Origin of the sequence: Kitasatospora sp. NPDC087271 (assembly GCF_044744605.1) — a bacterium.
In the GTDB taxonomy this organism is placed as follows: domain Bacteria; phylum Actinomycetota; class Actinomycetes; order Streptomycetales; family Streptomycetaceae; genus Kitasatospora.
Genome location: NZ_JBIUYQ010000018.1, coordinates 112097 through 135252 on the forward strand (window position 1 = coordinate 112097; position 23156 = coordinate 135252).

Consider the following 23156-nt stretch of genomic DNA (forward strand, 5'->3'; position numbering starts at 1 on the left):
GTCTGACAGGTCAGGACCCCGGCCCGACCGCACCTTCCACCCCAGCACCCCAGCACCCCAGCACCCCACCACCGAAAGGGAGTTACCCAGATGACCGACGCAGCCGGCGCGCTCAAGCAGGCCATGACCAGCATCGAGGGCGCCATCGGCGCGGCACTCGTGGACTACAACAGCGGCATGGCGCTCGCCACCCTCGACGGCCCCGGCGGGCTGGACCTCAACGTGGCCGCGGCAGGGAACACGGACGTGGTCCGCGCCAAGATGCGCACCATGGACATGCTCGGCCTGCAGGACGGGATCGAGGACATCCTGATCACCCTCAGCAGCCAGTACCACCTGATCCGGCCGCTCGCCGGCCGCACCGGCAAGGGCCTCTTCCTCTACCTGGCGCTGGACAAGGCGCGGGCCAACCTGGCGATGGCCCGCCACCAGCTCACCAGGATCGAGGCCGACCTGGAGGTCTGACAGGCCGGACAGCTCGGACAGGCGGACAGGCGGACAGGCGGACAGGCCGGAGAGTCCGACCGGACGACGCGTCGGCCCGGCGTCGGCTCAGGCCGCGCCGGGCGCCGTCCACCGGACCTCGCCGCCCGGCAGCCCCGCGCACATCGCCCCCTCCGCGGTCTCCACGCTCCACGGCGCGAGCTGCGCGTGCGGCGGGACGGACAGCGCGCCGCCCTCCGCGAAGGCCAGCTCCAGGCCGCCGGCGAGGGTGATCTCGGCGGTGTCGACGGTCCGGCCGACGAGCGCGAGCAGGGTGCCGGTCGGGCGGATGGTCAGCGCCGGAAAGTAGTGTTCGACCTCCGCCGGGGCGGTGAAGGAGGGCGCGGCGAGGCGGAACTCGTGCGCCACCCGGACGGTCACCGGCCCGTCGAGGGTGAGGTCCAGCCGGTCGCCGCCGCTGACCGACGCCACTCGCCGGCCGGCCAGCGCCTCCGTGATCCCGTGCTGCGTGATCCCGTTCTGCATGGGCCCAGTGTGACCCACCCGACCCGGCCCTGTCCGCCCTGCCCGACAGCCCCGTCCGACCAGCCGGTCCCCCCGACTCGCCCTCCTGAACCCTCCTGAACCCTCCTGAGCTCGCCCGCCCGCCCGCCGCTACCCGACGGCGCGTCCGCGCACCAGCTCGGCCGGCCCGCCCGCCCGCTCCCGCGCGGCCAGCGCGGCGGCCGTCCGGGCCCAGGACGGGCCGGTCAGCAGCGCCCGCGCCTCGGCGGGGCCGCAGAGCCGCCACTCCACCAGCTCCTCCTCCGGCAGCGCGATCGAACCGAGCATCCGCTCCGTCACGGTGCCCCCGTCGAACACGGACACCAGCACGGCGGTGTCCCGCCCGGTCGCCGGGTCGGCCTCCGGGTCGGCGGCCGACCCGGGCTGCCAGTCCAGCGCCAGCAGCCGCCCCGGTTCGACCTCCCAGCCGAGTTCCTCGCGGATCTCGCGCCGGACGGCCGCCCGGGGCAGTTCCCGGTCCGCCTCGATCCCGCCGCCCGGCAGCGTCCAGCGCGGCACCCGGCCGCGCGGCCCGTCCCACGGCCGCAGCCGGACCAGCAGGACCCGCCCGGCGTCGTCGGTGAACAGGGCCCGTGCCTTGGCCCGGATCCGCGGGCGGGTGGCGAAGTAGGTGGCCCGGTCCATCGGCGGCTCGTACCCGGGCCCCGCCGCCGGCCCGCCGGGGGCGGGGCCCAGGGCGGTCACCCCGGCCAACCCGGTGTACGCGGGCGGCGGTTCGTCCGCCGGCAGGTGGTCGAGGGTGTGCCCCACGGGCCTGCTGTCCTCCAGCTCCAGCGGACCGGCCGACCGCGGCGCCCGCAGGCAGGCCGTGACCCGGCGGGACAGCAGGGGCGGCAGCGCGTGGCCCGCCTGGTCCGGGGTCAGCCAGGTCCAGCCGCCGACCTCCGCCGCGTCCGGCCGGATCGCCGCGGCCTGTTCGGCGCTGAGCGGCTGCGCCCAGTACAGGTACGCGGCGATCGGCGGCCGGAAGTGGTCGAGCGTCCAGTCGACGCAGGCCAGCGGCCCCAGCCGGGGCGTGAACCCGAGTTCCTCCACCACCTCGCGCAGCGCGGTCTCCCGTGGGGACCGGTCCTGCGGCTCCCACCCGCCGCCCGGGATCGCCACCGGATGCTTCCGGTCGTACGGCAACCGCACCACCAGCACCCGCCCCCGCCCGTCCGGGAACAGCACCCCCGCCGCCGCCAGCAACTCCCGCCCGCTCCCGGATGACGCGTCCACCGCTGCTCCCTCCGTCAGGCCCGGTTCGAAGGCCGTGTCCCCCCGACGACTCGGCGGACCCCTTTCATGGTTCCCCCCACGAGCCGTCCTAGCCGGGCCCTCGCCGCCTCACCCCAGTGACGCGAGGGCCTGCGCCGCCGCGCGGGCCATCTGCTCGTCGTGCCGCCCGTTGGACCCGCGCAGCCGGGCGAGGCCTTCGGCCGCCGCCAGGGCGAGCAGTCCGGGCAGCAGGTCGGTGCTGCGGGCGGCCACCCAGCGGGTGCCCTGGGTGGCCATCCACCACAGGTCGGCGGCCCGGCCGGGTGGGGCCTCGGCGGGGGTGTCGACGGGCGGCGGGCCGAGGGGGTGGCCGGCGGCGGCGAGCAGCTCGTGGAACCCGCGGGCGATCAGGTGGTGGCCCTCGGCGCTGGGGTGCAGCCGGTCGACACTGAGCAGCCGGCGCTGCGCGCACCAGGGCAGCTCGGCGATGTGCAGGTGCACCGCCCGGTGCCGGGCGGCGAGGGCGTGCACGACGGTGTTGACGGCCTGCATCCGCCGCGCCAGCGGTCGGGCCAGCGGCGCGGGCAGGCGGAGCAGGGTGCCCGGGTCGGGCAGGCAGGCGGTCAGCAGGACGGCGCCGTTGCTGGAGAGTTCGCCCAGGGTGGCGTCCAGTTCCAGGGTGGTGCGCCGGATGTCGAAGCCCGCCCGCAGGGTGTCGTTGCCGCCGACCACCACGGCCGCGAACCGCGGCCGTAGCGCCAACGCGGAAGGGAGTTGACGATTCGTCAGATCGGTGGTCAGGGCGCCGCTGCACGCCAGGTTGGTGAACTCGACGCCGCCCTCGGGTGCCAGCGACCGGGCCAGGACGGCGGCCCAGCCGCGCCATCCCTCACCGACCGGGTCCCCGACCCCTTCGGTCAGCGAGTCCCCGAGCGCGACGAACCGCACCGGCCCGCCGGTGGCCGGCCGGCCGTCCGCGGACCGGTCACGCCCGGTGCCGAGCACGCTCATCCCAACCCTCCTCCACCGCACCGGGGTTCCGCACGCCGTGGGCCGCGAGGAACGCGGCCACCGCGGCCGGCCAGCCGTACCGCTCGGCACGGGCCCGGGCGCCGGCCCGCCGTGCCTGCTCCGGGCGCGCCAGCAACTCCCGTACCGCCGCGGCGAATCCGGCGCCGGTGTCGGCGGCGGCCACCCCGGCCAGGCCGATCAGCCCGGGCAGCGCGGAGGAGCGGCTGACCGCCACCGGCGTCCCGCAGGCCAGCGCCTCCAGCGCGGCGAGCCCGAAGGTCTCCACCGGCCCGGGCGCGAGCACCACGTCCGCGCAGCCCAGCAGCCGGGCCAGTTCCTCCCGCCGGCCCAGGTGCCCGAGGAGGCGCACCGGCAGCCGCAGCCGCTCCGCCCGGGCCGCCAGCCGGTCCCGCAGCGGTCCGGTCCCGGCCACCACCAGGACGGCCGGCAGCCCCCGGGCCCGCAGTGCGTCCAGCGCCTCGACCGCCCGCTCGGGCCGCTTCTCGGCCGAGAGCCGGGAGCAGAGCACCAGGAGTACGTCGTCCGGCCCGCAGTACCGTGCCCGCTCCCGGGCCCGCGCGGCCTGCGGCAGCGGGCGCATCGCGTCCAGGTCCACGCCGAGCGGGGCCCGGGCCAGGTTGGGCGCGCCGATCCGCCGGAACTCCGCCGCCGCCCAGTCGGTGGTGCAGAGCACCGCGTCGTACGTACGGGCCGTCGCCGTGTTGAGCCGGTCGGCGGCCGCGTCGGCGAGCGGGCGGGGCAGCCCCCAGGTGCGCAGCACCCCGACGGCGCTCTCGTGCGACACCATCACCGAGCGGACGCCGTGCCGCCGGGCCCAACTACCGGTCCAGCGCAACGTGGTGCGGTCGGACACCTCCAGCCGGTCGGGTTTCAGCCGGGTCAGTTCGGCGGCCACCGCCCGCCGGTCGGTGAGCATCCGGTAGCCGCCGCTGGCCGGCAGCACCGGCCCGGGCAGGGTGACCACCAGGCCCTGCTCGCCCTCCTCCTCGCTGCGCCGCTCCCCGGGCACGATCAGCACCGGCCGGTGCCCGGCGGCCAGATAGCCGGCACCGAGGTGGCGCAGCGCGGTGCGCAGGCCCCCGGAGACCGGGGTGACGAAGTTCGCGAGCCGCACGATGGTCAGCGGCTCGCGGTCGGCGGTGTCCGTCATGCCAGCAGCTCCTCCACGACGGCGACCGGCTCGACGACCGCCGGGGGAGCGGAAGGGGGAGCCACCGGTGTGCCGCGGTGCTCGGCGAGGACCTCCGCGTAGTGCCGCAGCAGCAGGTCTCCGACCGCCTCCCAGGTCCGCGCGGTCACCTCGGCCCGTCCCGCGCGCCCGTACACGGCCCTCCGCCCGGGGTCGGCGGCCAGTTCCGCCACCGCCCGGGCCACCGCGGCGCCGTCCCGGGGCGGCACCAGCAGGCCCGTCCGGTGGTGCGCGACCAGGTCCAGCGGGCCGCCGGCGGCCGGGCCGATCACCGGCACGCCGCTCGCCATCGCCTCCTGGATGGTCTGGCAGAAGGTCTCCAGCGGGCCGGTGTGCACGAACACGTCCAGGGTCGCGAAACAGCGGGCCAGTTCCTCGCCGGTCCGGCGGCCGAGGAACACCGCGCCGGGCATCGAGGCCCGCAGCCCGGGCCCGGACGGCCCGTCCCCGATCACCACCACCCGCACCCCGGGCAGGGCCGACGCGGCGGCCAGCAGGTCGACCCGCTTCTCGGGCGCCAGCCGCCCGACGTACCCGACCAGCACCTCCCCGCCCGGGGCGAGCGCCCGGTGCAGCGCCTCGTCCCGGTGCCGGGGGTGGAACCGCACCGAGTCCACCCCGCGCGGCCACAGCTGCACCCTGGGTACTCCGTGCGCGGTGAGGTCCTGGGCGGCGGGCGTGGACGGCGCCAGCGTCCGGGCCGCGGCCCGGTGCACGGCCCGGATCCGCCGCCAGGCGGCCGCCTCCCCGAGGCCCCGCCCGGCCCGGTAGGCGTGCGCGTACCCGGCGAGGTCGGTCTGGTAGACGGCCACGGCGGGGACGCCGAGGCGGGCCGCGACCTGCACCCCGCGCGCGCCGAGCACGAACGGGCTGGCCAGGTGCACGATGTCCGGCCGGTGCCCGGCGACGGCGGCCGCCAGCTGCCGGCTCGGCAGCGCGATCCGCACCTGCGGGTACCCGGGCAGCGGCACCGACGGAATGCGCACCACCGGCAGCTCCACCGCTTCGGAGCCGCCGAAGGTGTGCGGCGGGCACGCGGCGCCCCGCGCGGGTGCGGGGGTGACGACGAGTGGCTGGTGGCCCCGGCGGACCAGATGCTCGGCCGTCCGCAGCACGCTGTGGGCGACTCCGTTGACCTCGGGCGGAAAGGATTCGGTGACGATGACGACGCGCATGCCGGTGTTCTGTCCGCGCCCGGCGTGCACCCGGCCAAAGGGATCTGTCGTAGAAGCGAACGCGGGTCGGCGATTTGCATCGCCGACCCGCTCCCGCACCGCGCCGCCTCAGTGCGACCCGGCCGCCTCCTTGAGCTCCGCGTACGGCGCGAGCTTGCGGAGCGACTCGATGCTCCTGAGGCACTCGTCCTTGCTCTCGTGCGGGTCCCCGGTGACGATGACCGTCCCGTTGCTCGCCTTGAGCCGGAAGCGGTGCATCCCGCTCTCGTCCTTGTACAGCTCGAATTTCCCGGCCATGCCAGTGACAGCCTTTCGCTCGATGGCCCCCTGGCACCGCACCGTAGGGCCAAATCCTCTGTGATGCTCGCTAGTTGACCCAGTCTGGTGGCGACCATTCGAGTTACGGAGTCACGGAGAGCGAAGTGTGGCGCCGTGGTCATCAGGCGAGTTGATCACTGCGCGCTCAACGCAGCTGACCGTCCTCACCGTTTACCCGGCGCCCCGGTTCAAGGTGGCGCGCAGGGACCCAAGCAGGCTGAGGGCCTGCGCGCTGGAACCGCCGGGCCCCGCCTGGTAGACGATCAGCTGCTGGCCGGGAGCATCGCGCACGTCGAAGGCCTGGTAGGTGAGGGTCAGTGGGCCGACGTCCGGGTGGAGGAGGTGCTTGGCCTCCTGGGTCTTGCCGCGCACCGCGTGGGCGTTCCACAGACGGGTGAAGTCCGTGCTGTGACCGGTGAGGGTGCGGACGAGCTCCCGCAGCCGGGGGCTGTCCGGGGCGAGCCCGGCCGCCTGCCGCAGGTGGCCCACGACGGCCTGGGCCGTGTGGCCCCACCGTTCGTAGAACTGCCGGCCCGCCGGGTCGAGGAAGGCCATCCGGGCGAGGTTGTCCATCCGCTCGAAGGGTGAGTGCAGGGCCTCGGCCAGGGCATTGGCCGCCAGGACGTCCAAAGTCCGGTTGATGACGAACGCCGGGGTGGCCGGGTAGCCGTCCAGCAACTGGCGCAGGGCGGGGCCGACCCGGTCCGTGGTGTGGGCGAACCGGCTGCTCGGTATCGTCCCCGCCAACTGGTGCAGGTGCGCGTGCCCATCCGAGTCAAGCCGCAGGGCGCGGCCGAGCGCGTCGAGGACCTGGGCCGATGGGTGGCGTTCTCGCCCCTGTTCCAGGCGGGTGTAGTAGTCCGCGTTCACCCCGGCCAGGACGGCGACCTCCTCCCGGCGCAGTCCGGCGACCCTGCGTACCCCGTGGCTCGCCACGCCGGCGTCCTGCGGCAGCAGGGCCGCACGGCGTGCGCGCAGGAACTCTCCCAGGTGGTTGTCGGTCACGCCCTCACCCTAGGCCGCGCCGGCGGTGCCTTGCCTGGGTGCACCGCACCCAGGCAAGGCACGTCCTGGCCGGTCACCCGCGTCCCGCCCAGACTCGGTCTGGCGGAACGGATCCGCATCCGTCGACGAAGGGAGTCCGTCCTTGACGGGCAGTACCGAGGAGGGCCGGGCCGACGTGGTCGGCTTGTGGGTGACGGCGGACGGTCACATCCGTCGGGAACTACGGGCGGACGGCCGATACGACGAGGCCCGCGGCCACCGCCGCAGCGCCTACACGGGCCGCTACACGGTCACCGGCCATCACATCGACTACGTCGACGACACCGGGTTCACCGCCACGGGTGACATCCGAGACGGAGTCCTCCACCACGAACACCTCGTGCTCCACCGGGAGGAGAAGCAGGCATGACGCAGACACCCAAGGTCGTACTGGTCACCGGAGCAAGCAGCGGGATCGGCGAGGCCACCGCGCGCAGCCTCGCCGCCGACGGCCACCACCTGTTCCTCGGCGCGCGGCGCACCGACCGCCTCGACGCGCTCACCGGCGAACTCACCGCCGCAGGCGGCACCGCGGCGTTCCGGCGTCTCGACGTCACGGACGCCGCCGACGTCCAGGCCTTCGTGTCCGCCGCCCGTGAGCGCTACGGCCGGGTCGACGTCCTGGTCAACAACGCCGGAGTCATGCCGCTCTCGCCCCTGGAGGCCCTGAGGACGGACGAGTGGGACCGCATGATCGACGTGAACCTGCGGGGAGTCCTGCACGGCATCGCCGCCGCACTGCCCGTGATGCGGGCCCAGGGCGGCGGGCACTTCGTGAACGTCGCGTCCGTCGGCGCGTACGAGGTCTCTCCCACCGCCGCCGTCTACTGCGCCACCAAGTTCGCCGTCCGCGCGATCTCCGAAGGGCTGCGCCAGGAGTCCGCCGGAGACATCCGGGTCACCCTCGTCTCTCCAGGCGTGACCGAGTCCGAACTCGCCGAAGGCATCTCCGACCCCACCGCCAGGAAGGCCATGAGGGCGTACCGCGCAGTGGCACTGCCCGCCTCCGCCGTCGCGGAGGCCATCGCCTACGCCGTGTCCCAGCCCCGGCAGGTCGACGTCAACGAGCTCGTCGTCCGCCCCGCGGCGAGCGCCCAGTGACCGCCCACGGGTTCCCGTCGGTCACGGTGCCCCGCTCGCCCCCTGGTCAGGTGGCCGCCCCGCCCGGCTGGTGACCGCCGACGCCACCGGTCTCCAGGCGAGCCGGCAGGTCGCTGGACCACGAGGCTCAGATCGGCCGACGGGGACGATATGACCGACGATGATCTGCTGACGGCCCTGCACGGGTGGTGGCCTCTACAGCTGGAGTTCCGACCGTCCGGTGAAGCCTCTTCGGACAGTGGGATCACCGCTGGTGCGTCGTTCGGCCGTATGCCGGTCGTCGGAGTGACCCCGACGGCATCTGCGGATGCCGGCGAGAACTTACGAAGCAGGTGTCGGCGGTTCGAAAGCGTCCGCGCCCACCCCGTGAACAGCTGAGACGCGTACTGCGGCCCAGGTCAGGAGCATGATCCCGCCCCGGGCCGCAGTCGTTCCGGCAGCCTCGTTTCACCGGCGGACCGGGGTGGTGCCGTTCATGCCGAAGCGAGCGGAGCACTGCTCGCCGGACCGGTTGTTCGCGTTCCAGACGCAGATCCACATCGTGTAGCCGATGTCTGGGACGAAGCTCGTCTTCGCGGCGCCCAAGGAGGCGCGGAAGGTGTACGTGATGCCGTCGCTGCGGGCGAGCTCGGCGACGCAGGTTTGGGCCAGGGAGGTGTTGAGCACGCCCGCGAGCGAGCCGGAGCCGTTGTCGTCCAGCCAGGCGGAACAGGCGGCGTCGGGGCCGAACCAACTGGTGTCCGCCTCGGAGCCCTTGACCTGTGCCGGGTCGTCGCTGCCGTTGATGCCGCTGATCGATGACGAGGTGGGGCTGGGGGCAGCCGCTGAGGGTGCGGCGGGGGCCGTGCCCGGTGGGGTGGCCGTGCCAGGTGGGGTGGTCGGGGGCTGGGTAGCGGGTTTGGCGGTGGCGAAGGTCGAGGGCCGCAGGCTCGGGGAGGGTGTCCGCGTGGTGCCGGCCGGGACGGTTGAAGGCGGGGGAGAGGGTGTGGCGGTGGCGGTGGCGGAGATCGAGGTGCTCGGGCTCGCGGAGGGCCCGGGCGTCGCCCCGGCCAAGGGCTCGACGGCGACCGGCACGCCGCTGGACTCCTGCGCGTTGTGGTGCTGCGGGGAGGTGGACGGGCTGAGGGCGAACACCGCGACCGCGCCGAGGGCGGTCGCCGCGGCGATCGGCAACAGGAACAGGTGCTTGCGCGGGCGGCGAGGTGATGCCAGGGGTGCGGGCCCGACGTCAGGCTTCGGGTCCGTGCTCGTATCCGGTGGCGGGACGGTCTCCAGCTTGCCGACCGGCGTTTCGGCGAAGGCACGTCGAGCGTCGATGCGTGACATGACCTCAGGCGGCCAGGACGGGGGAGGAGCGAGCCGGTGCGTGCGCGCCGCCAGGACGATCTCGTCGGCGGTGGGGCGCGCTCCGGGGTCGGTGGCGAGACAGGGCCCGAGGAGGGCGGCGAGGTCGGCGTCCACGGCGCGCAGCGGCTCCACGTCGGAGGCGGCGCCGGGTGTGCGACCCGAGGCGGCGTAGAGCAGGAGCGCCGCGAGCGAGTAGACGTCCGCGGGCGCTGCCACGTCCTCGTCCCCGGCCTGCTGCTCCGGTGCCGAGAAGCCCTGTGTTCCGTAGCTGCCACCGATCCCGGTGAGCCTCGCCTGGTCCGCGGCGCGCGCGATGCCGAAGTCGATCAGCTTCACGCCGTCGCGCACCAGCATGACGTTGGCGGGCTTGATGTCGCGGTGCGCGATCTCGGACGCGTGCACGGACCGCAGTTGAGCGGCTGTCTCGGCCAGCAGCAGCCACAGCGCCTCGGCGGGCAGCGGGCCGTGCAGCCGGACCGCCTCGTTCACCGTGAGCCCGGGGACGTACTCGGTGGCGAACCACGGGCGTTCCGGAGTGGCGTCGCTCGCCAGCACCCGCGGTCCGACTCCGAGCGGCACACGGTAGAGGATGCCGACCTCTCGGTCGAAGCGCTCGCTGGGGACCAGCCGCGGCCGGACGAGCTTGACAGCGGCGTAGCCCCTGTCCGAGACCCCGAGGTAGACCTCGCCCATGCCGCCGGTGCCGAGCAGGCCGATGATGCTGAAACGGCCGATCTCCTGCGGATCGCCCGGACCGAGTGGTTCGGCGACCATGCTGTCGATCGCGGCAGCCCGCCGACTGATCTCGCTCACGGCGGGCAGGCTATCGAGCAAGTCCACTCCGGACAAGCGGAGTTGGCGGTTCCGCAGGCTCGACACGCCGCATGCCCGCAGGAGGACTGGTCCTCTCGGTGCGCTCATACACTGGCGCGAGCCGAAGCGGAGGTATGCGAGATGGCGTACGAGAACTTCCCACCTCAGATGCTGCCGCCGGGCAGTCCTTCCGGCAGGGTGCCCTCGGCGCCACCGGGGACGATCTTCGTGCTCGGCCCGGAGGGCGGGTACGCCGTGCCGCCGCGCCGGTACACCCTGCTGTTCGGGCGCGACCGCGAGGACGTGCACGTACCGGTCGGTGTCGACGACCCGACCGTCAGCCGTCGGCACGGCGTCTTCACCCGCGCCGGCACCGATGGCGACTGGTGGCTGGTCAACACCGGCAGTCTGCCGATCGAATTGCCCGACGGCGTGCTGATGCTCACCAGCCACAAGCGGATCATCGGGCCCGGGTACACCCCGCTGGTGATCAACTCGTCCAAGCGGCGGTCCCACCTGGTGGAGGTCCGCGTCGTGGACGGGGATGACCTGCACCCCCGTTCCACGAGCAACGCCGATACCGCGGCCCCCGAGACGGTCTACCTGCTCTCCCTGCAGGAGCGGCTGGTGCTCACCGCACTCGCCCGGCGCTACCTGGAGGGCCAGGACGCCTTCCCGCTCCCGTCGGCCTGGGAGGAGACCGCCCGGCTGGTCAACGCCTCGCCCCACGCGACCAAGTCCTGGACCCACAAGTCGGTCGCCAACACGGTCGAGGACGTGCGCGAACGGCTGCGCCGGCGGGGCGTGCGCGGACTGACGCGCGACGAGGTCGGCGAGCCGGTCGGCTCGACGCTCAGCGTCAACCTGATCAGGGAACTGCTGAAGACGGCGACGCTGAACGCCCAGGACCTGGAGTTGCTGGCCGATCAGGGCTGAGGCGTTTCTCGGGCCTCCGGCTCGGGCGCGGCTTCGGCGTTGTGGTTGTAGGTGACGTGCATGGTGCCGTGTTCCACGGCGAAGACGGCTGCCTGGTCCTCGGCCGAGTTCTGCTGGCGCGGTTGGGGCTGCGGCTGCTCGGGGTGGTGCGTCGTGTTCGTCACGTGGTTGTTGTCGCCCACGATGAAGGTGCCGGAGACGTCTCCGGCGTGGATGGTGCCGGGGGTGGATTCCGCAGGCATGGTCGGCCTTTCCTGGTCGGTCTTGTGGCGGATTACCAGGCGATGCAGTGGATCGCCAGACTCTGCCAGGCCGAGTTGTATGCCGAAGCCTGGCTGGCCGTGTTGTAGCCGGTGGTGAGATCGTTCCGAGCCGCGCGGAACTGGTTCTCCTCCTGCTGGCTAGCGGTCAGAAGGCCCTTGAGGTCGGATACCACGGATCCGTCCCGCGCTTGCGAGAGGGCTCCCCGCAACGTGGACTCGCTGGCGCGCAGGTCTTTGAGGATGATGTCGATACGGGATTTCACCGTGCTGTCGTCGGGAACGGTGGAGGTCCGTCGAGAGTTGTACGCGGCTACGGCGTTGTTGTACGAGTCGAAGGCGCTGTGAACGGCGGTCAGGTCGGCGTTGTGCTGCCGGGTCTCTTTTCCCAACTCCGGTACCACCGTTGCGCACACGGGATCGACGGGGTCCGGTGTGACGACGGGGGCAGGGACCGGCGGCTTGGGGGTGTAGACCTTCGGAGACGGGGCCGGCGGGGCGGGAGTGTAGACCGGCGGGGCGGGGGTGTAGACCCTCGGAGGCGGGGCCGGCGAGTAGGTGGGCTGGGCCGGCTCAGCCAGGTTCGACTGGTTCTGGGTGTAGACCATGGCGCCCACACCGAGTACGGCTGAGGCGCCGACCACGCAGGCGACGACGAGGGCTGCTCCGCCCTTGGCGGCCGCTGCGCCGGCGGTGGTGACCGCGTGGCCCGTGCTGGACGTGGTGGTGGCGCTCGCGGCGTGCGTCGGCTGGGCGGCGGAGTGGTGCGCCCCCGAGAGGTCGATTCGGTGCGGCGCCGCCTGCGAGGGGGAGTGTGCGCCGGCCACATGGCCCCCGGCCGGGGGCTGCGGAGCGGAGTGGGACAGGTCGATCACCTGCGGTGTACCCGGCGGGTGCACGGGCGCCGGAGCGCCGGAGGCGGGGAGGGGGTGGGTGACGGTCGGTGGTTGGACGACCGGGTGGGTGACCGTCGGCGGCTGGACGACCGGGTGGGTGACGGTCGGTGGTTGGACGACCGGCTGGACGACCGGGTGGGTGACCGTCGGCGGGCTGACCGCCGGGTGCGTGATCAGCGGGGACTGGCCGACGGCGTGTGCCGTGGTGGCCGGATCGATCGGCGGCACGGTGGTGATCGCCGTCGTGGCGGCCTGGTGGGCCACCGAGTGCGCTTGCAGGGCGGCGAGTTCCTGCCAGAGCACCCCCGCCTCCAGCACCAGGGCCGTCGTCAGTGCCGCCCGGCCGATCGCCTTGCGGCGGGTGCGCGCCTCCCCCAGGAAGAACTCCTCGCCCGCGCGGTCTCCCGCGCTCTTCGCGGCGGCCCAGCCGGCTCCGAGGAGGCTGCCCCACGCGTCGAACTGCCGGGAGAGCGCCAGTTTCGGCGAGGCGGCGCGGGCCAACTCCACGCCGAGCTGCGCCTGTCCGCTCCTTTCCGCTCCCAGCACCGCGACGTCCAGGGCCTGGAAGTGGGCCGCGACCTCGTCCGGGGTGGTCTCCCGCGACTCGACCCACGCGGTGAGCGCCCGGCAGAGCGGCGCGGCGGGGAACTGCGTCATCCGGCTCTTGAGCACGCACTCGGCGACGTCCGGCGGACACCCGTAGCCGGTTTCCGAGGCGACCAGCAGGCCGTGCCGCACCAGTTCGCCGGCGAGCGCGTCGCTGTCCGTCCGGCCGAGCAGGGCGTCGAGCTGCCGGGCGGCCAACTCGGCGCCCGACAGCGAGCCGAGCAGGTACAGCAGGTCGCGCTCCTCCGGCCGGAGCCTGTTGAGCAGCGCGGGAAGGAGCGCGGGGAGGTCGGCGATGCCCGGCAGGCCCTTGCCGGTCGCGGCCGACAGGGCGATGCGCCGCAGACGGAGCGGATTGCCGTGCAGGGCGTCGCACAGCGCCGTCACGGTCCGCGCTTCGTCCGGCCGCAGCGCGCGGGCCAGGACCGTCTGCACCAGGACCACCCCTGCCGGGGCCGTCAGTCCGTCGAGTCGGATCGGGTGGACGCCGGTGACCGACGACCGGCGCTGCGAGGTGAAGACGAACGTGGAGTGCTCGGCCAGGTCGAAGAGCCGGTGCAGGTCCTTCTCGTCGAGCCCCGCGTCGTCCAGGTAGATCCGCAGCCGCAGGGTCTTCAGGTGCTCCTTCAACACCTCCAGTGACGGCTTGTAGTTCGGCGCGTCGAAGCTGATGTCGAAGATCGCCTGCGCGAGGTCGTCGGCCGTCCGTCCGCCGGCTTCGATGTAGGCCGCGCCTTCGGGCCCGCGTGGCAGGGTGCGGGCGAGGTGGCGCAGCAGCGCACTCTTGCCGACCCCGGAGGCGCCCCAGATCTGCACCAACTGGCGTGCTCCGATGGCCTGTTGCAGTGCCTGGAGCTCCCGCTCCCGGCCGATCAGCGGATCGGCGGCGGAACGCGGCAGGTGGGAGATCGGCTGACGCTTGACCGGGTTCGGCGGAGGCCCCGCGTTCACGGTGATGGCCGAACCGTGTCCGGTGGTGATGTTCAGGTTGGTCACGGTGTTCCGGTTGCCGACGATCATCGTTCCGGACACGTCGCCCGCCCGGATGCGCGCGGAGCCGTCCGGAGCACCGTTGTTCTCTGGCATCTGTTTCTCCGGTCCTCTCCAACGCTCGGGTCCCGGCACTCGGTCATGCTGGCGCCGACCCGTCGTCGGAACCCGGCGCTTTTACCTGTTTGGTGAGATCGCCCGCGAACCGGCCGGTTCGGTCGCGGCGGCGATCCGGGCGAGGTGATCCAGGTCGAGGATCGTGATCCTGCGGTAGCCCGTGACGACCGCGCCCGACTCCCGCAGGGCCCGCAGGGCCTTGTGGATCGACGACTCCGCGGCGCCGACCAGTGTGGCCATCTCCGGCTGTGACAGCGGGAGATGGGCTTCGTTGCGGCCGGGGCGCCCGTAGGTGACGGCGAGGTGGTGCAGGATCCTGGCCAGCCGCCCGAGCACGTCGCAACCGGTGAAGTCGACGATCCGGCTGGTCGCCGTGCGCAGCTTGGCCACCACGCTCGCGTTGAGTGCGAGCCCGATGGCGGGGTGCTGCTTCGTGCACGCCAGCAGTTCGGTGGGCAGGATGTAGCGGGCCAGCACCCGGCCGCAGGCGGTCACGGTGCCGATGCGCGGCTGACCGTCGATCCCGGCGAACTCCCCGACGAGGTCCCCGGCCATCCGTACGGCCAGCAGCGCGTCCCGACCGTCCTGTGCGTGCGCGGTGACCTTCACCGTGCCGCCGATCAGGAGCAGCGAGAAGTCCGAGGTGTCGGCCTCGCGGATGGTGATCTGACCGGCCGGGTAGACCACGCCGTGGCCGAGCCCCAGCAGGACTCGGCGATCGGCCTCGCCGACCCGGCCGAGCAGCCCGGTCGTCGGCCAGTAGGCCCCGGCCCCGCGCATCCGTGTGTTGCTCATCGGTCACTCCTCCTCCTCGTCCGGCCGAAGCCGGACAAGCCGTATTAGTAGCCGGTTTACCCGAGGACCCCTCCCCTACGTTCTGGTTAACCATCGTGTCGGCACCGGGAATTCGGTGCCGACGGCAGATCGATCTTCGAACTGCCGGCCCTCGTCGTGATCGCGGAGGGAATGTGAATCCGAGGTACGAGTACCGAGCTCTGCTGGCGTGCGACATCGCGGGTTCCGCGGGCCGCGGTCAGCAGCGGTTGCAGGAGATCCGCGGCGTGCTGCGGTCCGCGCTGTTCGGCGCCCTCGGCGTCGCGGAGCTGGACCGGCGGGACTTCGCGTACGTGGACACCGGCGACGGCTGCCGGCTCGTCGCCCCGGCCGGGTTGCCCAAGGCCGGACTGCTGGTCCCGCTGCTGCCGGAGCTGGGCTCGCGGATCCGCGAGCACAACCGGCACGCCGGCCCGGACGCCCTGCTGCGGGTACGGGCCGCCGCGCACGCGGGGGAGGTCCGGGTCGATCCGGACGGCACCGTCTCCGGCACCCCGTTCGAGGCGCTCGCCCGGCTGCTCGACTCGCCCCCGCTGCGGCATGCGGCCCTGGACGGTCCGGACGGCACCCCGGTGGCCGCGATGCTGTCGCAGCACTACTACGAGGAGACGGTCGGGCACGGCTACGAGGGGCTCGAAGCCGGCGCCTTCACCGCGGCCGAGGTCCGGGTCAAGGAGTACGCCGCACGGGCCTGGCTCTGGTACCCGGGCAGCCCGGTCGGGCCGCACGGCGGTCCCGGCCCGGAGTCCGGCTCCCGCGAGCGGCCTGCGGAAGCCGAGCCGCCGTCAGTGAAGCAACTCGTCCGAGCCACGGGGAACGGCACGGTCTTCGCCGTCGGCGAAGGTGACCAGTGCATCCACTACAACGAACGGGGCTGAAGCGTCGATGAACCAGGAACTCGCCGAGCTGGCCGCGAGCGGAGCCACCGCTCTGGTGTCCGCGATGGGCACCGATCTGTGGAACGAGGCGAGGCGACTGATGAGCGGCGTCATCGCCCGGGCCCACGGCAGCCGCCGCAGGGAACTGTCCGCCGCGCTGGAGCGGGGGTCGACCGCCACGAGGGGAGCGGTCGACGCCGCTGCCGTGGACTTCTGGACCGAGGCCCTGTTCCAGTTGCTGGACCGGAACCCGGCTCTGGCCCAGGACGTCACAGCTCTGGCGACGCTGCGGACCGAGCAACGGCCGGACGTCGTGGTCCAGGTCAACTCCGCCACCGGTTCCGGCGAGGTGTTCGCGGTGCAGCACGGTGACCAGCACTTCGCCTCCGGGCCGAGGTCCCGCGATCGTGAGGAACGGCCGTGAGCGGGGGCGACGGCCGGCGGGACGGCCTGACGGACGGCTGGGTGCGGGCGGGGCTGCTCGCAGCCGTCGTCATCGGGGCCTGCGCCGAGGTCGGCACGCCGCACCGGCACTACGGCTGGCTGGTGGACGCGTTCGCCCTCGCGGCGGTGGGCGTCGTCGGCGCGGCGGCCGCACTGGGGTCCGAGGCCGCCGCGACGCCCGCCCGGCAGCGGGACCGGCCCGAACGGGGGCCCCGGCCCGACGCGACGGCGCCGGTCTGCCGCTTCGTCGCGGCACCGGCGGTGTCGACGGCCCAGCCAGGCAGGCCCCGGCCGTTCCTGCGCGAGAGGCCGACCGACCTGAGCGTGCCCCGCTTCGGTGAAGGCGCGCGGGCACAGGGCTATCCCTGGATGCTGCCGGAGCGCACGGTGCAGAACGGCATCGCCGCCGACGAAGCCACGGTCGGTGCCCTCACCATCCGCGCCGCCTCCGTCGTCGGGCCCGGCCACCGCTGCGGCCGGCCCGCCGAGCCGCGACAGGACTCCTACCGGATCGGGCGGAGCCCGGACAGCCGGTACGCGATCGTGGCCGTGGCCGACGGCCTGTCCAGCGCGGCCTGGTCCGACGTCGGGGCCACCGCGGCCTCCAGCCAGGCCGTCACCCTGCTGCGCGAGCAGATCGAGGCGGTCGGCTTCGACCGGCTCGACGTCAAGGCGCTGTACGGGCGGGTCGCGGAATCGATCGCCGCGCACGCGGCCGGACGCGGCGTCGGCACCTCGCACCTGGCGACCGTGCTGATCACCGCGGTGATCGCCGAGCCGGACGCGCACGGCGTGGCGCGGGCATGGGTCGGCTGGCTCGGTGACAGTTCGGCCTGGACACTCGACCCGCGCGTCCCGCTGTGGCGGTTCTCCGCCGGCGAAGCCAAGGACCGCGCGGCCGTGGTGGTCTCCAACGAGGTCGCCGGCCGACTGCCGGACACGCCGCACCTGGCCGTGGACGGTTACGTCACCCTGGCGTCCGGTGCCGCCCTCGCCCTGGTCACGGACGGGATCGGCGACGCGTGGGCGGACCGGGCGGGCAACGTCAACGAGTACTTCGCGAACGCCTGGCGCTCGCCGGTCCCGGCCACCCGGTTCACCGCCGACGTGGGCTTCGACGCACCGCAGTGCCTCGACGACCGCACCGCCGTCGTGGTGTGGAACGGCAGCGGGACATGACCGACTCCGATCCCGTCGCCGGCGAAGACGCCCCGGCGGTGGACCCGCGGGGCTGGGCGTTGCCGAGGACCGTGGGCCTCGGCGATCTCGGACCGCTCGCCGAGCCGATCTCCGAACACAACGGCCAGGCCGTCGCCGTACGGCCGCTGACGGGCCATCCGGGCTGGCTGGCCAAGCTCTACCGGCCCGGCCCGCACCAGGAGGACGGCCGCCGGATCGACCTGCTGATCTCGGCTCCGGACACGCTGCCGGAGGCGGAGCGGGCGACCCTGTACGCCGGGACGTGCTGGCCCGCGGCCCGGATCCGCGAGCCCGGCAACCCGGCCGTCGGGTGCGTGATCCCGATGGCGCCCGAGCAGTACCGTTCCGAGCTGCGGCGCGGCAAGTTCAGCGAGCGCCGGTTCCTGGAGATCGACTGGCTGGCGAAGTCCGACGAGTCGATCCGGGGCGTCGGCCTGCCCTGTCCCGGATTCGAGGGCCGACTGGCTGCCTGCCGTCAACTGACGGAGCTCGCCGCGATCCTGGAGGGCCTGGGCCTGGTCTACTCGGACTGGTCGTTCTCCAACGCCTTCTGGAGCCCGGAGGGGCGTTCCGTCTACCTGATCGACGTCGACGGCTGCCAGCCGAAGAAGATGCCCGACATCCACCAGCCGAACTGGGCCGACCCGCTCACGCCGCCGGGCTCCGACGCGGACCAGTACACCGACCGCTACCGGCTCGCCTTGCTCGTCGCCAAGTGCCTGACCGGCCGGCGCGACGCGAGCACCTTCCACGGCGTCGCCGCGTCCCACTGGCCGAACCAGCCCGCCGTGTCCGAGGTCCTGCTGGACATGCTGCTCGCGACCGACCGGGAGCGACGGCCCGCGGCCGCCCAGTTGAACCAGGCGCTGAACAACGGGCCCTACCTCAGGGCCGTGCCGCGTCCGACACGTACGCCGCTGCCCCAACTGCCCCCGAAGCAGCCGACGGTGGTGCTTCCGCGGTCCGCGCCGCACGCGATCCCGGAGCCCCCCACCGTCACCGTCACCCGCATCAGCGCGGTCGAGGAGAAGAAGAAGCCCGCGACCGGCTCGTCCACCAAGTGGATCTGGGTGCTCGCCTTCGTCGTGATCCTGGTCATCATCATCGCCTCCAACCACTAGCTCAGAGGTGCACACGATGTCACTCTGCCTGCCCACCTACGTGGTGATCGACGCCTCCTCGTCGATGAAGCCGCACGAGGCGGTGCTCAACGCGACCCTCTCGCGTCTGCACTACAACCTGGCGACGAATCCGCGCGTCTCGGAGTTCGCCAGGGTCAGCGTGGTCGCCTTCTCCACCGACGTGCACGTGGTGATCCCGATGTCGGACATGGAGCAGGTCCCGAGCATGCCCGAAGTGATCTGCGGCGGGGGCACCGAGTACGGCAAGGCCTTCGACCAGTTGCGGCAGAGCATCGAACAGGACGTGAGCAGCCTGCGGGCGCAGCAGTACAGCGTGCTGCGGCCGGCGATCTTCTTCCTGACCGACGGCGCCCCGACCGACGCGAAGTGGCGGGACTCCTTCCGCGCGCTGGTGGACCGGAACTGGCCGCGCCACCCGCACGTGATCGCCTACGGCTTCGGCGCCGCCAGGCGCGACGTGCTGAAGGAGGTGGCGACCAAGGCGCTGTTCATCGCCGACGGTTCGGACACCGAGTCGGCGCTGAGCGGGGCGATCACCGGCCTGCTCAACACCCTGATCGCCTCCTCGCAAACCGGTCAGATGCACATCGCCACCGACGTCAAGGGCTTCGAGTACGTGCAGGTCGCCCAGGAATACGTGGACTGAGCGTGGACACCGACCCGCGAACCACGGCGCCCCGGGCGCTGCGGGCCTCCGCAGGGCTGTCCGTGCTGGCCGCGGTGCTGCTCGCCTGCGGCGGCGTGGTCGAGGTGGCGGGCCATCTCGGCGGCCCCTCGACGAACGAGGGCGGAGGCGCCTCGTACCCGGCGACGCCGGTGCCGGTACAACCGACCCCGACCCCTGAGGCCCCCTCGCCCGCCGCGGTGCCGTCGCCGAGTTGCCCGCTCTCGGCCTCACCCACCCAGCTGCCCGAGCCGACGACCACCCCCACCGCACCGGTGTCTCCTTCGGAGCATCCTCCAGGGAACGGGGCATCCCGGACGAGGACTCCTGTGACGAGGACTCCTGCGACGAGGAATGCCGTCCCGTAGCCGCGATACCGGCGGGGCCACCGAGGAGCCGAGCAGCACGGGCAGCCGGCGGGCGGGCCGGGGAGTGGGCCGGGGAGTGGGCCGGGGAGTGGGGCGAGGGTGCCGCTGATGGTGGCGCCGTCACCCGAACGCAGTCGCTTCGGGTTCTCGTGGGCCCCGGAGTCGCCCGGAAGGCGGCTGCGGGGCGCCTCCTCAGGGCGGACTCGCCGTGGCGCAGGCGGCGCCGGGGCCGCGTTCCGGTGGTTCCCGCGGGGCTCGACGCGGGGGCTCGCCTCTCGCCGCGCGGGGGTGCGCACCCCCGCCCCGTCGGTCGGCTGCGCCATCCGGGTAGGCGTCGGCGGGCGGGGTCGGCGGCCCGGGCGGGGGTCTTCGAGGAGGGGGCGCGAGGGCCGGGGGCTCGTGCCGACGCCGTCGTCGCGGGGGCCTGCGGTCGACCGGTGGGCGGCGGCGCCCGGTGCGCGGGTGCGGCTGTTTCGAGACGCCGGACGAACGGCACTTGACGGCGGGTCAGTCGCCGAACCGCCCGGGCGGCTGCTCGCCCGACCCGGCTCGTCGGGGGGCCGGTCGGGAGGGCCGGATCCGGCCGCCGGGGCGGGGGTCGGGCGGCCGCGTCCGGTGGCCCTTCGCATGCCGAGGACCGGTCGCGGTTGCGGTCCAGAAGCTGCGAGCGGGGGCGTCAGGCGGATACTGGAGATGTGAGAACGGCTCTGGCAGGCACATCCCTGACGTGCCCGCCGCTTAGGGCTGTCTCACGGCAACGGCAGTCTCTGTCGTGCTCCCCGGGTCCGCGCCGTCGGCGTCGGCCGTGGACGTGCGGCGTGCCAATGCAAGGGAAGAAATGGAGTCGTGATGAGTTACTTCAACCGCAGGGACCGCGGTCGCGGACGTGAACGTGACCGTCGCCGCCGTCGCCACGGCCGCCGTCGTCGGTTTGGCTTCTGGTGACAGATAAGGGCGGTCCGGGCTGTGCTTAACAGTCCGGCATGACACCCATCCCTGGGGCCGGCGGTATCACCGCCGGCCCCTCATCCTGAGTGGGGTTCCTCCATGCACGGTGCGACGCCCATGGGGGGTCCGGAGGACCGGGCAGCCGACCGGGCCATCGACCAGGGGCCGGTGGCGGACTCGCCCGCCATCTCGCTGCGCGAGCTGTTCCGGCGGTTCTGGCCGTGGGTCAGACCGGACTTGCGCTGGCTGCCGCTGAGCGCGGTGCTGCTCGTGCTCGGCGCCTTCGGCGAGGTCGTCTCGGTCTGGATGTTCAAGGACCTGATCGACGAGGTCCTGGTGCCTCGGCACTTCGCCGAGTTCTGGCCGCTCGGCGGCACGATGCTCGCCGCGGCCGCGGCGGCGGCGCTGTTCACCTTCGCGGGCACCTACACCGGCACCTGGATCGCGGAGCGGTACCTGCTCCGGCTCCGTACCGGCACACTGGCCCATCTGCACAGCCTGCCGCCCGACACCCTGGAGACCCGCTGGCGCGGCGACCTGGTGGCCCGGATGACCGCCGACATCGCGACGATCGAGCAGATGGTCGCGACCGGCCTGGTCGAGGGCGCGGTGGCCTCGGTCAGCCTGGTGCTGTTCGCCGGCGCGGCGTTCTACCTGAGCTGGCCCCTCACCCTGGCGGCGCTGATCGTCGCGCCGCTGTTCATCCTCACCACCGGTTTCTTCGGGCGCCGCATCCGCATCCGGGAGCGGCAGGTCCAGCGCCGCGCCGGCGGCGTCACCGCGCTGCTGGAGGAGACGCTGCGCAACGTGGTGGTCACCCGCACCTGCGGCCAGGAGGAGCGCGAGGTCGAGCGGGTGCACCGCGAGGGAAAGGCCCTGCTGGACGCCGAGCTCTCCGCCGCCCGGATGTCCGACCTCTACCAGCCCCTCCTCAACGTCCTCCAGATGCTCGCCGGTCTGGTCGTGGTGGGCGTCGGAGCCCTCCAGGTGATCCACGGCGGGCTGAGCCTGGGTGGTCTGCTCGCCTTCGCCGCCTTCATGGCGCAGTTGTTCGAGCCGATCCAGCAACTCGCCGGGCTCGTCCCGCTCGCGGGCGCGGCCTGCGCCTCGGGCGAGCGCCTGCTGGAGATCCACGACCTGTCCAGTCCGGTCCGGGAGAGCCCCGCCGCGCGGGACGCCGGCGCGGTCCGCGGCCGGGTCTCCTTCGATGGCGTCCACGTCGCCTACGCCGGCAGCCACGACGCCCCGGTGCTGTCCGACGTCAGCTTCGACGTCAGTCCCGGCAAGGTCCTGGCCGTCATCGGCCCCAGCGGCAGCGGCAAGTCCACGCTCGCCAAGCTCCTGGTCCGCTTCCTGGACCCGCAGGCCGGTACCGTCCGCCTCGACGGCACCGACATCCAGGACCTGACCATCGCCTCGCTGCGTGCGGCGATGAGCTTCCTGCCCCAGCAGGCGCAGCTGTTCCACGCGACCATCCGGGACAACATCGCCTACGGCAGGCCCGACGCCCCGCAGGGTGACATCGAACGCGCCGCCCGCAGCGCGGGCGCCCACGGCTTCATCACCGCACTGCCGCAGGGGTACGGCACGGTCATCGGCGACGAGGGCTTCCAGCTCTCCGGCGGGCAGGCCCAGCGCGTCGCCATCGCCCGGGCCTTCCTGCGCGGCGCGCCGGTCCTCGTCCTGGACGAACCCACCACCGGCCTGGACCCGAAGACCGTCCAGCAGCTGATCCCGCCGCTGCGCCGCCTGATGGCGGGCCGCACCACGATCCTGATCACCCACGACCCGGCCTTCCTCCCGCTGGCCGACCACGTCCTCACCCTCCAGCCGCCGGACGCCCCGCGGCCCCGCGCCCGCTTCGCGGAATCGGCCGCCGGGCGCCCGGAGGCCGTCGCGGTGAACGTGTCCGAGGCGCGGCTTCCCGGTGAGCGGGGCCGCGGGCCCGGGTGACCTTCGCCCCCACCCGAACGGCCGGGATCCGCAGGCTGCGGATCCCGGCCGTTCGGGTGCGTGCGGTCAGGAGACGACGATGGTGGTCCGCAGGTAGTAGACGAACGGCGGGCAGACCGAGCCGCGGTCCGGGAAGGCGCACCGCCAGATCCAGGTGATGTCGCTCGTCCCGGCGGTGGCCGCGTTGAAGGTCGCGTGCGCGGTGTTGCCGGGGTCGGTGCTGCCCGAGGTCTGCGGTAGTACCGAGGGCACGGTCGTCGCCGGGACGGACGACAGCCAGGTGACGGTGTAGTCGCGGTAGGGAGGCAGGTCGATCTGGACCACGTCGCCCGGGTGAACCTGCACGGTCTGGCCGTTGGCGGCGGGGCCGAGGACCACGACGTCGGCCAGGGCCGGCCGCGCCGGGGCCGCCGCGGCGGTGGTGACGGTGCCGGCGGTCAGGGCGAGGACGGCGGCGGGGGCTGTCAACAGCCTCAGGATCTTCATGGCACTCCCGGTACTCGAAGGTTCACGGAAACGGAGGTTCGCGCAGAACGGCGGTGCAGGGTGCGGAGGTTCCGGCCTCCCGTCTATCCGGCGCGGGCGGGCCGGCCGATGGCGCGGAGCCGCCCGGGAGGGAAACCTCCGGCCAAGGATGTCCACATCCGCCGCTCCGGGCAAGGTGCGTGACGATCCGTCAGGAACCCGTCACTCCGA

Annotated in this window: 22 protein-coding genes; 10 read left to right on the forward strand and 12 right to left on the reverse strand. The window is 73.5% G+C overall.

The genetic code is table 11. The features are described from left to right. Positions 1-90: 90 nt before the first annotated feature. Positions 91-465 carry a hypothetical protein gene (locus ACIO9K_RS27075; RefSeq protein WP_063350272.1) on the forward strand — a complete coding sequence of 125 codons (375 nt, stop codon included), beginning with the start codon at positions 91-93 and terminating at the stop codon, positions 463-465. 87 nt (positions 466-552) lie between these two features. Here ACIO9K_RS27075 and ACIO9K_RS27080 read toward each other — a convergent pair whose 3' ends face one another. The 7 genes from ACIO9K_RS27080 to ACIO9K_RS27110 form a co-directional block, all read right to left on the reverse strand. After that, complete coding sequence (locus ACIO9K_RS27080) at positions 553-969, reverse strand: DUF6188 family protein (RefSeq protein WP_363620949.1); 417 nt, start codon at positions 967-969, stop codon at positions 553-555. Between the two features lie 129 nt (positions 970-1098). Next, positions 1099-2226 carry an NUDIX domain-containing protein gene (locus ACIO9K_RS27085; protein ID WP_400333801.1) on the reverse strand — a complete coding sequence of 376 codons (1128 nt, stop codon included), beginning with the start codon at positions 2224-2226 and terminating at the stop codon, positions 1099-1101. A 108-nt stretch (positions 2227-2334) separates the two neighbouring features. Next, positions 2335-3216 (reverse strand): SGNH/GDSL hydrolase family protein, encoded by an 882-nt coding sequence (locus tag ACIO9K_RS27090; protein ID WP_400333804.1) that lies wholly within the window; start codon positions 3214-3216, stop codon positions 2335-2337. Then, on the reverse strand, positions 3191-4387 hold the full coding sequence (locus ACIO9K_RS27095; protein ID WP_400333807.1) for a glycosyltransferase: 1197 nt from the start codon (positions 4385-4387) through the stop codon (positions 3191-3193). Before ACIO9K_RS27095 ends, ACIO9K_RS27090 begins: the two co-directional genes overlap by 26 nt. Continuing rightward, entirely contained in the window at positions 4384-5601 is a 1218-nt protein-coding gene (locus tag ACIO9K_RS27100; protein WP_400333810.1) for a glycosyltransferase family 4 protein, read from the reverse strand. The genes ACIO9K_RS27095 and ACIO9K_RS27100 overlap by 4 nt, the downstream gene beginning before the upstream one ends. A gap of 108 nt (positions 5602-5709) precedes the next feature. After that, positions 5710-5898 (reverse strand): DUF1508 domain-containing protein, encoded by a 189-nt coding sequence (locus ACIO9K_RS27105; RefSeq protein WP_063350276.1) that lies wholly within the window; start codon positions 5896-5898, stop codon positions 5710-5712. 192 nt (positions 5899-6090) lie between these two features. Beyond that, positions 6091-6924, reverse strand: a complete 834-nt coding sequence (locus tag ACIO9K_RS27110; protein ID WP_400333814.1) for a helix-turn-helix transcriptional regulator — start codon at positions 6922-6924, stop codon at positions 6091-6093. Between the two features lie 142 nt (positions 6925-7066). Between ACIO9K_RS27110 and ACIO9K_RS27115 the strand changes: the two genes are divergently transcribed. Both ACIO9K_RS27115 and ACIO9K_RS27120 read left to right on the forward strand, forming a co-directional pair. Further along, positions 7067-7333, forward strand: coding sequence for an Atu4866 domain-containing protein (locus ACIO9K_RS27115; RefSeq protein WP_363620961.1), 267 nt, complete (start codon positions 7067-7069; stop codon positions 7331-7333). Further along, complete coding sequence (locus ACIO9K_RS27120) at positions 7330-8064, forward strand: SDR family oxidoreductase (RefSeq protein WP_400333817.1); 735 nt, start codon at positions 7330-7332, stop codon at positions 8062-8064. The genes ACIO9K_RS27115 and ACIO9K_RS27120 overlap by 4 nt, the downstream gene beginning before the upstream one ends. Positions 8065-8511: 447 nt before the next feature. Here ACIO9K_RS27120 and ACIO9K_RS27125 read toward each other — a convergent pair whose 3' ends face one another. After that, positions 8512-10224 carry a protein kinase domain-containing protein gene (locus tag ACIO9K_RS27125; protein ID WP_363620965.1) on the reverse strand — a complete coding sequence of 571 codons (1713 nt, stop codon included), beginning with the start codon at positions 10222-10224 and terminating at the stop codon, positions 8512-8514. A gap of 141 nt (positions 10225-10365) precedes the next feature. On the opposite strand from ACIO9K_RS27125, the gene ACIO9K_RS27130 reads away from it, so the two are divergent. Continuing rightward, on the forward strand, positions 10366-11160 hold the full coding sequence (locus ACIO9K_RS27130) for an FHA domain-containing protein (protein WP_363620967.1): 795 nt from the start codon (positions 10366-10368) through the stop codon (positions 11158-11160). Here the strand turns inward: ACIO9K_RS27130 and ACIO9K_RS27135 are convergent. From ACIO9K_RS27135 to ACIO9K_RS27145, 3 genes are all read right to left on the reverse strand, one after another. Next, positions 11151-11402 carry a hypothetical protein gene (locus ACIO9K_RS27135; protein WP_363620969.1) on the reverse strand — a complete coding sequence of 84 codons (252 nt, stop codon included), beginning with the start codon at positions 11400-11402 and terminating at the stop codon, positions 11151-11153. The genes ACIO9K_RS27130 and ACIO9K_RS27135 overlap by 10 nt on opposite strands. A 32-nt stretch (positions 11403-11434) precedes the next feature. Continuing rightward, positions 11435-14008 (reverse strand): hypothetical protein, encoded by a 2574-nt coding sequence (locus ACIO9K_RS27140; RefSeq protein ID WP_400333822.1) that lies wholly within the window; start codon positions 14006-14008, stop codon positions 11435-11437. Between the two features lie 81 nt (positions 14009-14089). Next, positions 14090-14824, reverse strand: coding sequence for a Crp/Fnr family transcriptional regulator (locus ACIO9K_RS27145; RefSeq protein ID WP_363620974.1), 735 nt, complete (start codon positions 14822-14824; stop codon positions 14090-14092). A gap of 173 nt (positions 14825-14997) precedes the next feature. Between ACIO9K_RS27145 and ACIO9K_RS27150 the strand changes: the two genes are divergently transcribed. The 6 genes from ACIO9K_RS27150 to ACIO9K_RS27175 all read left to right on the forward strand — a co-directional run bounded on the left by ACIO9K_RS27150 (position 14998) and on the right by ACIO9K_RS27175 (position 22460). Continuing rightward, positions 14998-15741, forward strand: a complete 744-nt coding sequence (locus ACIO9K_RS27150; RefSeq protein WP_363620976.1) for a hypothetical protein — start codon at positions 14998-15000, stop codon at positions 15739-15741. A 7-nt stretch (positions 15742-15748) separates the two neighbouring features. Then, positions 15749-16165: a hypothetical protein gene (locus ACIO9K_RS27155; protein WP_400333826.1), complete on the forward strand. Its 417-nt coding sequence runs from the start codon at positions 15749-15751 to the stop codon at positions 16163-16165. Further along, positions 16162-17364: a protein phosphatase 2C domain-containing protein gene (locus ACIO9K_RS27160; protein ID WP_400333829.1), complete on the forward strand. Its 1203-nt coding sequence runs from the start codon at positions 16162-16164 to the stop codon at positions 17362-17364. The genes ACIO9K_RS27155 and ACIO9K_RS27160 overlap by 4 nt, the downstream gene beginning before the upstream one ends. Continuing rightward, positions 17361-18506 (forward strand): hypothetical protein, encoded by a 1146-nt coding sequence (locus tag ACIO9K_RS27165; protein WP_400333832.1) that lies wholly within the window; start codon positions 17361-17363, stop codon positions 18504-18506. The genes ACIO9K_RS27160 and ACIO9K_RS27165 overlap by 4 nt, the downstream gene beginning before the upstream one ends. Before the next feature lie 16 nt (positions 18507-18522). Continuing rightward, the gene (locus ACIO9K_RS27170; protein ID WP_363585981.1) at positions 18523-19173 is read left to right on the forward strand and encodes a VWA domain-containing protein; all 651 of its coding nucleotides are present in this window, start codon (positions 18523-18525) and stop codon (positions 19171-19173) included. A gap of 1451 nt (positions 19174-20624) precedes the next feature. Continuing rightward, positions 20625-22460, forward strand: a complete 1836-nt coding sequence (locus ACIO9K_RS27175) for an ABC transporter ATP-binding protein (protein WP_363620984.1) — start codon at positions 20625-20627, stop codon at positions 22458-22460. Between the two features lie 66 nt (positions 22461-22526). Here ACIO9K_RS27175 and ACIO9K_RS27180 read toward each other — a convergent pair whose 3' ends face one another. Further along, positions 22527-22946 carry a hypothetical protein gene (locus ACIO9K_RS27180; RefSeq protein WP_363620986.1) on the reverse strand — a complete coding sequence of 140 codons (420 nt, stop codon included), beginning with the start codon at positions 22944-22946 and terminating at the stop codon, positions 22527-22529. Positions 22947-23156 lie beyond the last annotated feature (210 nt).